Genomic DNA, 14226 nt, shown 5'->3' with positions numbered 1-14226 from the left:
GGTCAGTCCGGCAGGGCGAACTCGCACCAGACCGCTTTGCCGCCGCCCGGCGTGCGGCGGCTTCCCCAGGACGAGGCGATCGTCGCGATGATCGAGATTCCGCGACCCGCTTCGTCCTCCGTTTCCGCCCTGCGGCGGCGCGGCAGGTGGTCGTCCCCGTCCGTGACCTCGATGATCAGGCGGCGGTCGGTACGGCGCAGCCGCAGGCGCATGGGCGGGGTGCCGTGCTGGAGGGAGTTCGCCACGAGCTCGCTGGTGGCGAGGACGCCCAGGTCGCGCAGCTCGACGGGGAAGCGCCAGGAGGACAGGACACCCGAGGCGAAGGCACGCGCGCGGGGGGCGGCCTCCACTCCTCCGAGCAGTTCCAGGGCGGCGTTGTGGAAGAGCTCGGCGTCCGCGCCCTTGCGGGAGGGGTGCTGGACGACCAGGACGGCGACGTCGTCGTCGTGCTCGGCGGTGACCCCGAGGGCGCGCAGGAGCCGGTCGCAGACCACCTGTGGGGTGCCGCTGGCGCCGGCCAGGGCGCGGGCCAGGGCGGCGACGCCCTCGTCGATGTCCTCGCGGCGGCGCTCGACCAGGCCGTCGGTGTAGAGGACGGCGGTGGAGCCGGGCGGCAGGGCGATGGAGCCCGAGGCGTGCAGCCAGCCGCCGGTGCCGAGCGGCGGGCCCGTCGGGTCCTCGGCGCGGCGGACGGTGCCGTCCTCGTCCCGTACGAGGATCGGGAGGTGGCCGGCGGAGGCGTACACCAGCTTGCCCTCGCTGGGGTCGTGGATCGCGTACACACAGGTGGCGATCTGGCTGGCGTCGATCTCGGCGGCGAGGCCGTCGAGGAGCTGGAGGACCTCGTGCGGGGGCAGGTCCAGGCGCGCGTAGGCCCGGACGGCGGTGCGGAGCTGGCCCATGACGGCGGCGGCGCGCACGCCCCGGCCCATCACGTCGCCGATGACGAGCGCCGTGCGGCCGGCCCCGAGGGTGATCACGTCGTACCAGTCGCCGCCGACGGCCGCGTCCGCGACGCCGGGCTGGTAGGTGGCGGCGATCCGCAGGTCGTCGGGCTGCTCCAGTTCCTGCGGGAGCAGGGAGCGCTGGAGGGTGACGGCCGTCTCGCGGTGCCGGCGCTCGCTGGCGCGGAGCCGCTCGGCGGCCTCGGCGTGGTCGGTGACGTCGGCGGCGTGGACGAGGACCCCGCCTCCGTCGAGGCGCGGGCTGTCGACGGGCAGGCACGTGACCGTGTACGAGCCGCCGTCCTTGGTGCGGCGGGACTTCACCGTGCGGGGCTTTCCGCTGCGCAGCACCTGGTCCATGAGGGGCAGCAGGCCGAGCTCCTCGGCCTCCGGGCAGGTGTCGGCGACGGTGGCGCCGGCGCGGCGCGGGCCGAAGGCGGCGGCGTACGCGTCGTTCACGTACGCGATCCGGTGCTCCGGGCCGTACACGAGCGCGACGAGGCCGGGGAGGCGGCCGAGCAGCTCGCGTACGGCGAAGTCCTCCAGGGCGGGGACGTCGGAGGCCTCGCCGGCCTCGTGGTCAGGGTGCTCCAGCTGCGGACCGTACTCACCGCGGGCGGCGGGCACGGAGCCTTCGGTCCCCCGCGCCGCGCGGCGCTGCGTGCCGGGGAGCCGGGCGCTCCAACGGGTGAAGTTCACGGATCTGTATGCCTCGTGGTGTCGGTGCCGTGCAGAGTCACGCTGTGCAGGTGTGAGCCCACCTATGGTCACACGTCCAGTGTGGACGAGTGCACTGACAGTGATGTCAGGACTGCGGCTTGTCGTCGTCGCCGGGGGGTGGTGAGGCGGCGAGTTCGAATTCGGCCCTGGGGTGTTCCAGGGAGCCGAGGGAGACGATCTCCCGTTTGAACAGGCCGGACAGGGTCCATTCGGCGAGGACGCGCGCCTTGCGGTTGAAGGTCGGGACGCGGCTGAGGTGGTAGGCGCGGTGCATGAACCAGGCCGGATATCCCTTGAGCTTGCGTCCGTAGACGTGGGCGACTCCCTTGTGGAGGCCGAGTGAGGCGACGGATCCCACGTACGCGTGCGCGTACTCCTTGAGCGGCTGCCCGCGCAGGGAGGCCGCGATGTTCTCGGCGAGCACCTTGGCCTGGCGGACGGCGTGCTGGGCGTTGGGCGCGCACTCCTTGCCGGGTTCGTCCGCCGTGACGTCGGGGACGGCGGCGGCGTCGCCGGCCGCCCACGCGTGCGGGACGCCCTCGACGGCGAGCTGGGCGGTGCAGCGGAGCCTTCCGCGTTCGTTCAGCGGCAGGTCGGTGGCGGCGAGGACGGGGGCGGGCTTCACGCCGGCGGTCCAGACGACGGTGCGGGTGGGCAGGCGGGTGCCGTCGCTGAGGACGGCGACCCGGTCCTCGCAGGACTCGAGGCGGGTCTCCAGGCGCACGTCGATGTTCCGGCCGCGCAGCTCGCGGATGGCGTACCGGCCCATGTCCTCGCCCACCTCGGGGAGGATCCGGTTCGAGGCCTCGACGAGGACCCAGCGCAGGTCCTCGGGCTTGAGGTTGTGGTAGTACCGCGCGGTGTAGCGGGCCATGTCCTCCAGTTCGGCGAGGGCCTCCACGCCCGCGTAGCCGCCGCCGACGAAGACGAAGGTGAGGGCGGCGTCGCGGAGCGCGGGGTCGCGGGTGGAGGAGGCGATGTCCATCTGCTCGATGACGTGGTTGCGCAGGCCGATGGCCTCCTCGACGGTCTTGAAGCCGATGCCGTGGTCGAGCAGGCCGGGGACCGGGAGGGTGCGGGAGACGGAGCCGGGCGCGATGACCAGCTCGTGGTACGTCATGTCGACGGCGCCGGTGCCCTCCTCCTCGGTGGCGAGGGTGCAGAGGGTCGCGGTGCGCTTGGCGTGGTCGACGGACTGGACCTCTCCGATGACGATGCGGCAGCGGTCGAGGACGCGGCGGAGCGGCACGACGACGTGCCGCGGGGAGATGGAGCCGGCCGCGGCCTCCGGCAGGAACGGCTGGTACGTCATGTACGGCTCGGGGGTGACCACCACGATCTCGGCGGTGCCGGCTCTGAGCTCCGCCCCGAGCTGCCGCTGAAGGCGCAGCGCGGTGTACATGCCGACGTAGCCACCGCCGACCACGAGAATGCGCGCAGGTTCGGTCACTGTCCCATGACGCACCGCCGTCCGTGGTTTGTCCACAGGCTCGGCAAATTGTGTGACCGGAGGGGTACGGAGGCGCGGGGTGGCGCACAAGCGGGGTGCGAAGGGATCCGTGCAGGTCACACCGGGTGGGACGGGTTCGGAGAGGGGTCGGAATCGGGAGTCTTCCGGTCCTTGCTCCGATCGGGGGGCGCACCGTACGGAACTCCCCCTTCTGAATTGACCCCGACTCAACTATGTTCGTACTTCGTCGGGGTGTCGGACGGGCACGCGCGTGGACCGAAAGCGCTCGTCCGCCGGTCGCCCCGTATCAGGGCGGGGAGTCTCCGGGGGGAGACATCATGAGCGGGGGAACGCTTATGCAGATTCAGGATTCAGGCTGGCAGTCGGGCGTCGCGACGGCGACCGTCGACGGGCACGTCTCGGAGGCGCGCGGCGGCATGCCGGTGGTGGGCGGCAGGTCCGCGCCGCTGCGGGTGGACGCCCAGCGCAATCTGGAGCACGTGCTGCGTGCGGCGCGCGAGGTGTTCGGCGAGCTCGGCTACGGGGCTCCGATGGAGGACGTGGCGCGCCGCGCCCGCGTCGGGGTCGGCACCGTCTACCGCCGCTTCCCCAGCAAGGACGTGCTGGTCCGGCGGATAGCCGAGGAGGAGACCGCCCGGCTGACCGAGCAGGCGCGGGCCGCGCTGGGCCAGGAGGAGGAGCCGTGGTCGGCGCTCTCCCGGTTCCTGCGGACCTCGGTGGCCTCGGGTGCGGGCCGTCTCCTGCCGCCGCAGGTGCTGCGGGTGGGCGTGGACGAGTCCGGTGCGCCGCTCGACGCGGACGAGGCGACGCGGGTGCCGTACCAGCGGGGTGTCGCCGAGCCGGGCGACGCGCGCGTGGTCGCGCCGCGCGGTGTGCCGGCCGAGGAGCGGGACGACGCGGGGGCCTCGGAGCTCCTGGAGGTCGTCGGCCGGCTGGTCGACCGGGCGCGTGAGGCGGGTGAGCTGCGGACGGACGTGACCGTGGCGGACGTCCTCCTCGTCATCGCGACCGCCGCCCCGGCTCTGCCGGACGCGGTGCAGCAGGCGGCGGCCTCGGCCCGGCTTCTCGACATCCTTCTCGAGGGGCTGCGCTCCCGGTAAGGACCTTGTGCGGACGGAACTTTCCGTGGTCCGGGCGGACCAACGAGCAGGACACGAACGTGTGAGCGGTTACGCCCGGATACACGAAGTCGCCCCGGACGAGTGGTAAGTGGACGCGGCGCTTCGGCGTGCCCGCGCTCTGTGGCAGGCTTGGCCGATATTCGGGTCTGAAGCGTGCGTACGGGGGCTTCCGCGATGAGCGGTGACGGTCGGGACGATCCGCTGGGCAGCGGCGGCGGCGCGGAGACCGGGGGCCTTCCCTCCCGGCAGGTTCCGAGCCAGGGCGGTCCGGGAGGTCTTTCCGGCGCGTCGTCCGTACAGAGCGAGCCGCTCGACGCGAGTGTGCCGCCGCAGCGTGAGGGCAAGGCCGGCGGGCCGGGTGCCCGGGCCGGAGCCGGCAGGGGGGCGCCCGCAGGACCGGGAGCCGCAGGGCCGGGAGCCGCAGGGCCTGGCGCCGCCGAGGACCTCGACATCGGCGCCGACCTCTACGCGACCGAGGCCGAGACCGAACCCGAGCCCGAGCCCGAGCCCGACACCGTACTCCCGCCGCCGATCGAACTGCCGCCCTCCGACGCCGAGCTCGTCCAGCTCATGCGGGACGGCGACGACTCCGCGTACGAGGAGCTGTTCCGCCGCCACTCCGATGCCGTCCGCCGGTACGCCAGGACCTGCTGCCGGGACGCGCACACCGCCGACGACCTCACCGCCGAGGTCTTCGCCCGCACCCTCCAGGCGGTCCGCGGCGGGGCCGGGCCCGAACAGGCCGTGCGCGCCTACCTCATGACCACCGTCCGGCGGGTCGCCGCGAACTGGGCCAGGACCCAGAAGCGGGAACACCTCGTCGAGGACTTCGCGGTCTTCGCCGCGGACGCCGCCCGCTCCTCCGAGGTCTCCGACCACGACACGATGGACCTCGGCGCGGACGTCCGCGCCATGCACGAGGCCGAGCAGTCCCTCGCCATGCAGGCCTTCCGCTCGCTGCCCGAGCGCTGGCAGGCCGTGCTGTGGCACACCACCGTCGAGGAGGAGTCCCCGAGCGAGGTCGCCCCGCTCTTCGGACTGACCGCCAACGCCACGGCCGTGCTCGCCAGCCGGGCCCGCGAGGGCCTCAAGCAGGCCTACCTCCAGGCGCACGTCAGCCAGTCCCTCACCGCGGGCGGCGACTGCGCCCGCTACGCGGACCGGCTCGGCGCCTACGCGCGCGGCGGGCTGCGGATGCGGGCCGAGCGCGGCCTGCGCAAGCACCTGGACGAATGCGCGAAGTGCCGGCTCGCCGCCGGTGAACTGGCCCATGTGAACGCCGGGATCCCCGCGCTCCTGCCCGTCGCCGTCATCGGCTGGTTCGCCGCCGGGTACTCGCTCAAGGCCGCCGGCGTCGTCGCCGGTGGCACCGCCGCCGCGGCCGGCGCGGGCGCGGCGCCCGCCGCCTCGGGCTCGTCCGGGGGCGCCGCCGCCTCGGGCGGTGCCGCCGCCGAGGGGCTCGGCGCGCCCGCGAAGGCCGGGCTCGCGGCGGCCATAGCGGTCGCCGCGGCCGCCGGCCTCGTCTGGGCGATGGCCGGGGACCCGCAGCCCGTGGCCGCGCCGAGGCCCACGCAGCCGGTCGTCACCCCGGTCGCGCCGGAGCCCGCGCCTCCGGCGAAGCCCTCCCCGAAGCCCGCGCCGCCCGCCCCGGCCGTCACGTCGGAGCCGCCGCCCCCGCCGCCGCCCCCGAAGCCCAGCCCCAAGCCGACGCCGAAGCCCACGCCGCCGCCGAAGCCCAGCCCGAAGCCGACGCCCAAGCCCACCCCGAAGCCGACGCAGGCCCCGGCGAAGCCCAAGCCGAAGCCGACGACCCCGCCGCCCGCGCCGCCGTCCGTCTACCAGGTCAACGAGCTGCAGTACGGGATCTTCGGCGACGGCACCAAGCCCGAGGTGTCCCTCTCGGACAGCAGCTGGATGTGGCAGCGCAACAGCCTGTCCATCGGCGGCACCCCGTACGCGCACGGGGTCAGCGTCCACGCGCCGTCCTCGCTGCTCATCGACCTCAACCGGCAGTGCACCCGTTACGACGCGGTCATCGGCGTCGACGACCTGAGCGCCCAGCTCGGCGTCGGCGGTGTCCGCTTCTCCGTCTACGCGGACGGGGAGCGGCTCTGGCGCTCCGACGTCGTCCGCGCGGACGACCCGCCGGTCCCGGTGCACGTCGACATCTCGGGCCGCTCCACGATCCGGCTCGTGGTGGAGGAGCACACGCCGTTCGGCCGGGCCGCCGTCGCGGACTGGGCGGAGTCCCGGATCAGCTGCTCCTGACGGCCCGCTCAGGTGCTTCGGCGCCTTCGCCGTCCGGCAGGGCCGGCGCGAAGGCGTCGACGAGGCCGAGGACCTCGTCGAGAGCCAGGCCCGCGCCGGCCGCGCGGGCGGCCGCCAGGGCGGACGCGTCCAGTTCGGCGAGCGCCCGGGCCGCCACGGCCTCGCTGTCCCGAAGCTCGGGGACCGAGCGGGGCATGTCCCGACGCCAGTGGTCGACGGCGGCCATGACCCGTACGGCGAGATCGACCTCGCCCGCCTCGGCCAGGGCGATGGCGAGCACCTCGCCCAGGCCGGTGGTGACGAAGTCCGCGCACTGCGCGTCCCGTGCGGTGCGGAGCGCGGTGATGGCGGTGGCGACGGCGGCCGCGCCCTTCCCCTCGTACGCCTCGACGCGGGCGGCGAGGCCGGTCACCGCCGCCTCGAAGTGCGGGGGCGGGGTGCCGAGGCTGATGGTCCGGCCCGCCTCCTCCAGCTGGACGCGGGCCTCCCTGATGTCGCGGCGGTGGAGGGCGAGGGCGGCGCGGAGGAAGCAGACGTACGTCTGGGAGTCCCGTACGTGGTGGCGATCGGCCTCCCGGGCGGCCTCGTCGAGGGTCCGTTCGGCGCCCTCCAGATCGCCCGTGCGGTACGACAGTTCGGCCAGCCGGGCGAGGAGGAAGGGGGCCTCCGCGTGGGCGCCGACCTCACGGGCGAGACGGAGCGCCTCCTCGTAGGCCTCGCCCGCCTCCGTGTGCCGGCCCCGCATCGTGTGGGCCTCGCCCGCCGCGCTCTCGATCTGGGCCCCCATCCAGCGGTCGCCGACGCGCCGGGCGATCTCGCGGAGTTCGGCCAGGGCCTCGTCGACACCGGGCATGCCGCCGGGCATGTCGACGACCATGTGCGTACGGAACATGAGGCTGACGCCGAGCTCCCAGTCACCGCCGTGGCGGCGGCAGTTGTCGACGGCGGCGTCGAGGAGGGCGCGGACCGTGACCGGCTCCTCGGTGAGGTACGCGGTGAAGGGCCAGAGCAGGCCGGGGAAGCGGGCCGCCTCGGGGCCGGGGTCCGTGCCGAACGCCTCGCGGACGCGCCTGACGAGCGCGAGGGTCTCCGGCTGCTTGAAGTCCCCCAACGTGCTGCTCTCGACGGCGAGGAAGAAGTGCAGCATGCGCAGGTGCATGCGGGGCCAGTAGCGGGGGTCGGCGGGGTCCTCCGGGTCCGCCCCCAGGGCGAGCGCCCGCTCCACCCAGGCCAGGCCCTCGGGGCGGTAGTTGCGCAGCCACCAGAACCAGCCCACGGCGAAGACGAGCCGGAGCGCGGCGGCTTCGTCCGCGCTCGTGACGAGGGTGCGGTGGAGGGCGGCCCTGATGTTGTCGAGGTCGCGCTCCAGCCGGTCGATCCACGGCAGCTGCTCCCCCGAGCGGAGCCGGGGCTCGGCGGCCTCGGCGAGGGCCGTGAAGTGGGCGGTGTGGGCGGCCTCGGCGGCGGCGAGCAGCTCCGGGTCCTCGGCGGCGCGCTCGGTCGCGTACTCGTGGATGGTCTCCAGGAGCCGGTAGCGCATCTCGCCGCCCTCGGTGGGGGTGGCGACGACGAGGGACTTGTCGACCAGGGCGCCGAGGGCGTCGGCGGCGTACGGCGAGAGGGCCTCGGCGGCGGCGAGGTCCCAGCCGCCGGCGAACACGGACACCTGGCGGAGCAGGGCGCGCTCGGCCGGGTCGAGCAGGTCCCAGGACCAGTCGACGACGGCGCGGAGGGTCTGCTGGCGGGGCAGGACGGTCCGCGAGCCGGAGGTGAGGAGGAGGAAGCGGTCGTCGAGGCGGTCGGCTATCTGGCGCGGGGTGAGGAGGCGCAGCCGGGCGGCGGCCAGTTCGATGGCGAGCGGCAGGCCGTCGAGGCGGCGGCAGATCTCGTCGACGGCCTCGCCGCCGTCCCGGGCGAGGTCGAAGGAGGGGCGCACGGTGCGGGCCCGCTCGGCGAAGAGGCGGTGGGCGGGGTCGGGCGGAAGGGGCTCGACGGGGCGGACCGACTCGCCGGGGACGCCGAGGGGTTCACGGCTGGTGGCGAGGATGCGGAGCTGCGGGCAGTGGGTGAGCAGGGTCTCGGCGAGGGCGGCGGCCGCGTCGATCACGTGCTCGCAGTTGTCGAGGACCAGGAGGAGCGGGCGGCGGGCCAGGTGCTCGACGAGGTGGGCGGTGGGGTCGTCCTGGAGCGGGACCCCGTCGCGGGTGATCAGGTTGATCTCGCGGAGGCGGAGCGCGGAGAGGACGGCGCCGGGGAGGGCGTCGGGGTCGTCGAGCGGGGCGAGCTCGGCGATCCAGGCGGCGGGGCCGACGGCCCGGAGCGCGGCCTCCTCGGCGAGCCGCGTCTTGCCCGAACCGCCGGGGCCGGTGAGCGTGACGAGCCGGGAGCGGTTCAGGTCGGCGTGGAGCGCGGCGAGCTCGGGCTCCCGGCCGACGAAGGAGGTGAGGCGGGGGCGGATGTTGCCGGCTTCGGGGGCCGGTCGCTCGTGCGCGGGCTCGGGTACGGCCGGCTCGGCGGGTGGGTCCGTACGGCTCGGGGCGGGGTCCGTCCCCGGCGGGCGCGCGGGCCGGGGCGGGTTCGGGGGCGCGCCGGTGAGGAGTTCCTGGTGGAGGGCGGTGAGTTCGGGACCCGGGTCGGCGCCGAGGGCGTCGGCGAGGGTGCGGCGGGCCGACTCGTACGCGGTGAGGGCGTCGGCGTGCCGGCCCTCGGCGCGCAGGGCGCGGATGAGCTGGGCGCGGAAGGCCTCGTCGTACGGGTACGTGGTGGCGAGCTCGGTCAGCTCCGGTACGAGTCCGTCGGTGGCGCCCCGGCGCAGATCGGCCTCGACGCGCTGCCGGAGCGCCGCGAGCCGCTGGGCCTCGGGGCGGACGCCGGCCGGGTCGGGCAGGTCGGCGAGGGCGGGGCCGCGGAAGAGGCCGAGGGCCTCGCGGAGGAGGGCGGCGGCGGTGTCGGGGTCGCCGGCGTCGAGGCGGGCGGCTCCTTCCCTGGCCCGGCGCTGGAAGACGTACAGGTCGATGTCGTCGGGACCGGCGGCGAGCCGGTAGCCGGGGCCGGGGGTGGAGTCGACGGCCTCCCGGCCGAGGATGCGGCGGAGCCGGCCGATCAGGGCCTGGAGGGCGGCGGGGGCGTCCTGCGGCGGGTCGTCCCCGTACACGTCGTCGGCGAGCTCACCGACGGAGACGGCGCGTCCGCCGCGCAGCGCGAGGGCGGCGAGCAGCGCGCGCAGCCGGGCGCCGCCGAGGGGAAGCGGGGTGCCGTCGGGCCGAAGGGCCTCGGTGGTGCCGAGGATGAGATACCGCACCGACCCATTGTGTCGGGTGGCCCACGCCCGCGCCTCGGGGTTTACCCGGGTGAGTCCCCGAGTGCCGGGGCGCGGCGGGACCCGTGTCCCCAGCCTGTGGACGGAGCCGCCCCGTGCGTCCTGGCGGGGCTCAGGCCGGCAGCGATCTCCTCGACGCGGGGATCAGGGGGCCCTGGACCGCGCGGTGCGAGCGGGGTTCCGTCGTGTTGGTCCAGCAGGAACCTCGGCGGGCGAGGAGGCGGTGGAGCCAGAGTTCGGTGGAGACGAGGTCGGCGAGGCCGTCGAGGGGGACGGGGGCGCCGTCGGCCGCGGCTTGGAGGGCCCTGCGGACCACGCGGGCCTCGATCAGGCCCGCGTCCGCGAGGAGCGGCGCGTCGAAGAGGGCGAGGAGCTGGGGGAGCGCGGCGCGCAGGCCCGCGCGTGAGGCGGCGGCCGGGACGGCCGGGTGGGGGGCGCCCCAGCCCTGGGGGAGCTCGTGGACGCCGGCGCCGGACAGGACGGTGCGCAGGACGCCGGCCCGGGCGTCCGGCTGGACCCGCAGCGATTCGGGGAGGTCACGGCAGGCCCGTACGACCTGGTTGTCGAGGAACGGGGCGTGGAGGCGCTGGCCGCGGATCTCCGCCGCCTGTTCCAGGACCCGGTGGTCGGCGGCCGCGCGGGCGAGGGCGGCACGCGCGCGTGCTTCGCCGGGGCGCTGGACGGACGTCGGGAGCGTCGCCGCCCGGTTCAGGCGAACCGATACTTCAGCGAGGGCCTCCCCCGTCAGCCAGCGCGCCGCGGGACCCGGCCGCGACCAGGTGAGCGCCGAGAGCGAGGCCTCCAACGGCCCGAAGCCGTCCGGGGCCGTCCGGTTCGCCTCCAGGACCCGGCGGGCCGCCGCCTCCAGACCCGTCCGGTACGGGGTACGGGCCAGCTTCCGCGCCGCCCGGTAGACCGTCAGCGGCACCAGGAGCGACCCCGCCGACGGGCCCGAGGCCTTCGCGAGCGCCGTCACCGGCCGCACCAGGGAGCGGCGCCTGCGGTCCATCAGCAGGTCGGCCAGGCGCGCCGGGTGCGCGTCCAGGACCTGCTTCGCGCCCATCCCCGTGAAGTGGTCGGCGCTGCCGCCCGCGAGCCGTCTGCGGTGCCGCTCGGCCGTGACCAGGGCGGGCCCGGGCTCGTCGGTGAGCGGACCGTCGAGCGCCGCGTACGGAAGCGCCTCCTCGCCCCCGGCGACGACCACGTGGTGCAGGCGCGGGTCGGCGGCGATCGTGCGCGCCCGCTCCAGCTCCGCCGTGCGCCGCGCACCGGCCCTCGTCGCCAGGTCGTTGAAGGTGACGGCGATCAGCCGCTCCCCCGCGCCCGTGCCGAGCCCGGTGATCGTGCCCGGCACCCCCGGGAGGCCCGCCGCGAGCAGGGCGAGCGTGCCGGAGGCGCTGCCGCCCGACAGGTCGGCGCCGATACCGGGTGCCGGGCCCGCGCCCCGGGCCGCGCGCCGGTCGGCCGGCCCCATGCCGGGGACCGGTCCCGGATCGGGGAGCGGCACCTCGGGCGCGTGCCGGGGCGCGGTGAGCCGGGCGCGTACGGCCTCGACCAGGGCGTCCCGTACCCCTTCGACGGCCTGCCGGGGGTCGGCCACGGCCGCCGCGACGGCGAGCGAGGCCACCTGTTCGTAGCCGGTGATCTCGCGCGAGCCCTCCCGCAGGATCAGCGCGTGGCCGGGCGGCACCCGCCGGACCCCCTCGTACGGGGTGGAGTCGCGCAGTGCCTCCGGGGTCTCCGGGCAGGCGAGCAGCGCGGCGAGATGACCGATGTCGAGCTGGGCCTCGACGAGGTCGGCGAGCGGCAGGGCGGCGGTGGCGTACGCGGTGCCGCCCGCCCACGGGGTGTGGAACACCGGCCGGGCGCCCGCGAGGTCACCGGTGACGGTGACGCGGCGGCCGGTCTGCACGACGGCGGTGTAGCTGCCCGGCCATGCGGTCAGATGCCGCAACGCGCCCCCGCGCGCGGTGAGCAGTCCGATCCGCAGCTCCTCGTCGCTCGCGGCGCAGCAGCCGAGCACGGCGAGGCGGGTCCGGTCGTCGACGGCCACCACGCGCACCTCGTCGGGGCGCCAGTCGCCGACCGCCCAGAGCGGATCGGGGTCGCCCCACAGGAGTTGTGCGCCCACCGGCTGGACCGTGCGCCCTTCGGCCGCGCGGTCGGGGCCGGCGGCGTATCCGGGGTCGTACGGGGAGGACGAGCCGTACGCGCCGCTCACCGCCCCGGCCCGGCCCCCCGCGGTCGTTGCGAAGCTCGCGGCGACACTGCTCCAGCCCACCAGCCATCGCATCGGCGCCTCCACATCCGTTTCGGTGGAGGACATGCTGCCACGACAACGGCGCACGGGGCGGTGTCCGGGAGCACGCGCGCGAAAGCCGAATGCGCCCCTGGCATGGGCCAGTTGACGATCAGTGGCACACCGGTGTCATACCGGCGTCATTCGGCCAAATATCGATCCCCGTCGGAGGTTTCGCCGGGCGTCCGGGCGCAACGACGGCCTTCGGCAGCCCGGGAGGCGCTCCCGCCTCCCGGCGCCGTCCGCCGCCCGCGGGGAATGGGGCGGCGGTGTCCCCCAGCCCACTGGTCCGGGACTCCGCTCCCGGCCGAGCGGGCCGACCCACGCGCTACTCATGGAAGCGCTCCCCCACCGGGCGGACGAGAGCGCACGGCCGGGCGCACGGCCACACGGCCGGAGCACGAGCCGGTCCGCCGGCCCGGTCCGTCGCACGTTCACACAACAATCTCGCCATACGGAACACCGCCCCTTAACGGTGGGGATGCGGCGAACTACGCTGTGTTTACGAATGCCGCACGCCTATGCCCGGCGTCGTGGCGGCCGTCTGGGTTGTCGAGGGGTGGCGTCATGTCCAGGGAGCAACGCGGGCCGAACGAAAAGCTCGGCACGGTTCTCGCCCTCGCGGGAATCAGCAACGCCGGGCTCGCCCGGCGCGTCAACGACCTCGGCTCACAACGGGGTCTGACGCTTCGTTACGACAAGACCTCGGTCGCCCGCTGGGTGTCCAAGGGCATGGTGCCGCAGGGCGCCGCCCCGCATCTGATCGCCGCCGCGATCGGGCAGAAGCTGGGCCGGCCCGTGCCGCTGCACGAGATCGGCCTCGCGGACGCCGACCCGGCGCCCGAGGTGGGGCTCGCCTTCCCGCGCGACGTGGGCGAGGCGGTCCGCTCGGCCACCGATCTGTACCGCCTCGACCTCGCCGGGCGGCGGGCCGGCGGGGGCGGCATCTGGCAGTCGCTCGCCGGATCCTTCGCGGTCAGCGCGTACGCGACGCCCGCGTCCCGCTGGCTGATAACCCCCGCCGACCCCTCGGTGGAGCGCGAGGCCCCGCGCCCCGGAGGCGGCGCCGCCGCGGCGGCCACGGAGCACGCGCGCGTGGGCCACAGCGATGTCGCCAAGCTCCGCGAGGCCGCCGAGGACGCGCGCCGCTGGGACTCCAAGTACGGCGGCGGGGACTGGCGCTCGTCGATGGTCCCCGAGTGCTTACGCGTGGACGCGGCGCCGCTGCTGCTCGGCTCGTACTCGGACGAGGTCGGCCGGAACCTGTTCGGCGCGACGGCCGAGCTCACCCGGCTCGCCGGCTGGATGGCCTTCGACACCGGGCAGCAGGAGGCCGCCCAGCGCTACTACATCCAGGCCCTGCGGCTCGCCCGTGCCGCCGCCGACGTGCCCCTCGGCGGGTACGTCCTCGCCTCCATGTCCCTCCAGGCCACCTACCGGGGCTTCGCCGACGAGGGCGTCGACCTCGCCCAGGCCGCCCTCGAACGGAACCGGGGGCTCGCCACCGCCCGCACCATGTCCTTCTTCCGGCTCGTCGAGGCCCGCGCGCACGCCAAGGCCGGCGACGGGGTGGCCGCGGCGGCCGCGCTCAAGTCCGCCGAGGGCTGGCTGGAGCGGTCCCGGGAGGGCGACGCCGACCCGACGTGGCTCGGCTTCTACTCGTACGACCGGTTCTGCGCCGACGCCGCCGAGTGCTACCGGGACCTGCGGATGCCGCGCGAGGTGCGGCGCTTCACCGAGCAGGCGCTGTCCCGGCCGACGGAGGAGTTCGTCCGCTCGCACGGGCTGCGGCTCGTGGTCTCGGCGGTGGCCGAGCTGGAGTCGGGCAACCTGGACGCGGCCTGCGCGGCGGGCACGCGCGCGGTGGAGGTGGCGGGGCGGATCTCCTCGGCGCGGACGACCGAGTACGTACGTGACCTGCTGCACCGGCTCGAACCGTACGGGGACGAGCCCCGCGTCATGGAACTGCGGGAACGGGCCCGGCCGCTGCTCGTCGCGCCGGCGTGAGACCTCACCCCGGAGCGCGGCGGCGCCCGGACGTGACACGCGTCCCACGGTGTGGGCGTTTAGCGGCATTGTCAGTG

General features: G+C 75.5%; 7 protein-coding genes. 3 read left to right on the top strand and 4 right to left on the bottom strand.

Annotation, left to right across the window (positions count from 1 at the left end; genetic code table 11):
- Positions 1–2 precede the first annotated feature (2 nt).
- Both AB5J54_RS21410 and AB5J54_RS21405 read right to left on the bottom strand, forming a co-directional pair.
- Positions 3–1643: a SpoIIE family protein phosphatase gene (locus AB5J54_RS21410; protein ID WP_369145510.1), complete on the bottom strand. Its 1641-nt coding sequence runs from the start codon at positions 1641–1643 to the stop codon at positions 3–5.
- Positions 1644–1749: 106 nt separating this feature from the next.
- Entirely contained in the window at positions 1750–3114 is a 1365-nt protein-coding gene (locus AB5J54_RS21405; protein ID WP_369145509.1) for an NAD(P)/FAD-dependent oxidoreductase, read from the bottom strand.
- Positions 3115–3470: 356 nt separating this feature from the next.
- Here AB5J54_RS21405 and AB5J54_RS21400 point away from each other — a divergent pair, with 356 nt between their 5' ends.
- Together AB5J54_RS21400 and AB5J54_RS21395 are read left to right on the top strand one after the other, a co-directional pair.
- On the top strand, positions 3471–4235 hold the full coding sequence (locus AB5J54_RS21400) for a TetR/AcrR family transcriptional regulator (RefSeq protein WP_369145508.1): 765 nt from the start codon (positions 3471–3473) through the stop codon (positions 4233–4235).
- 195 nt (positions 4236–4430) lie between these two features.
- Complete coding sequence (locus tag AB5J54_RS21395; protein WP_369145507.1) at positions 4431–6524, top strand: sigma-70 family RNA polymerase sigma factor; 2094 nt, start codon at positions 4431–4433, stop codon at positions 6522–6524.
- Here AB5J54_RS21395 and AB5J54_RS21390 read toward each other — a convergent pair.
- Both AB5J54_RS21390 and AB5J54_RS21385 read right to left on the bottom strand, forming a co-directional pair.
- On the bottom strand, positions 6511–9825 hold the full coding sequence (locus tag AB5J54_RS21390) for a BTAD domain-containing putative transcriptional regulator (protein WP_369145506.1): 3315 nt from the start codon (positions 9823–9825) through the stop codon (positions 6511–6513). The two genes, AB5J54_RS21395 and AB5J54_RS21390, sit on opposite strands and share 14 nt — an antisense overlap.
- Before the next feature lie 130 nt (positions 9826–9955).
- Positions 9956–12136, bottom strand: a complete 2181-nt coding sequence (locus AB5J54_RS21385; RefSeq protein WP_369149417.1) for an asparagine synthase-related protein — start codon at positions 12134–12136, stop codon at positions 9956–9958.
- 573 nt (positions 12137–12709) lie between these two features.
- Here AB5J54_RS21385 and AB5J54_RS21380 point away from each other — a divergent pair.
- Positions 12710–14149 carry an MFS transporter gene (locus tag AB5J54_RS21380; protein ID WP_369145505.1) on the top strand — a complete coding sequence of 480 codons (1440 nt, stop codon included), beginning with the start codon at positions 12710–12712 and terminating at the stop codon, positions 14147–14149.
- The last annotated feature ends 77 nt before the right edge of the window (positions 14150–14226 follow it).

It is taken from the genome of Streptomyces sp. R44 (assembly GCF_041053105.1).
GTDB lineage: Bacteria > Actinomycetota > Actinomycetes > Streptomycetales > Streptomycetaceae > Streptomyces.
The sequence above is the reverse complement of the archived record's forward strand: the minus strand, read 5'-3'. Positions and strand labels throughout refer to the sequence as shown.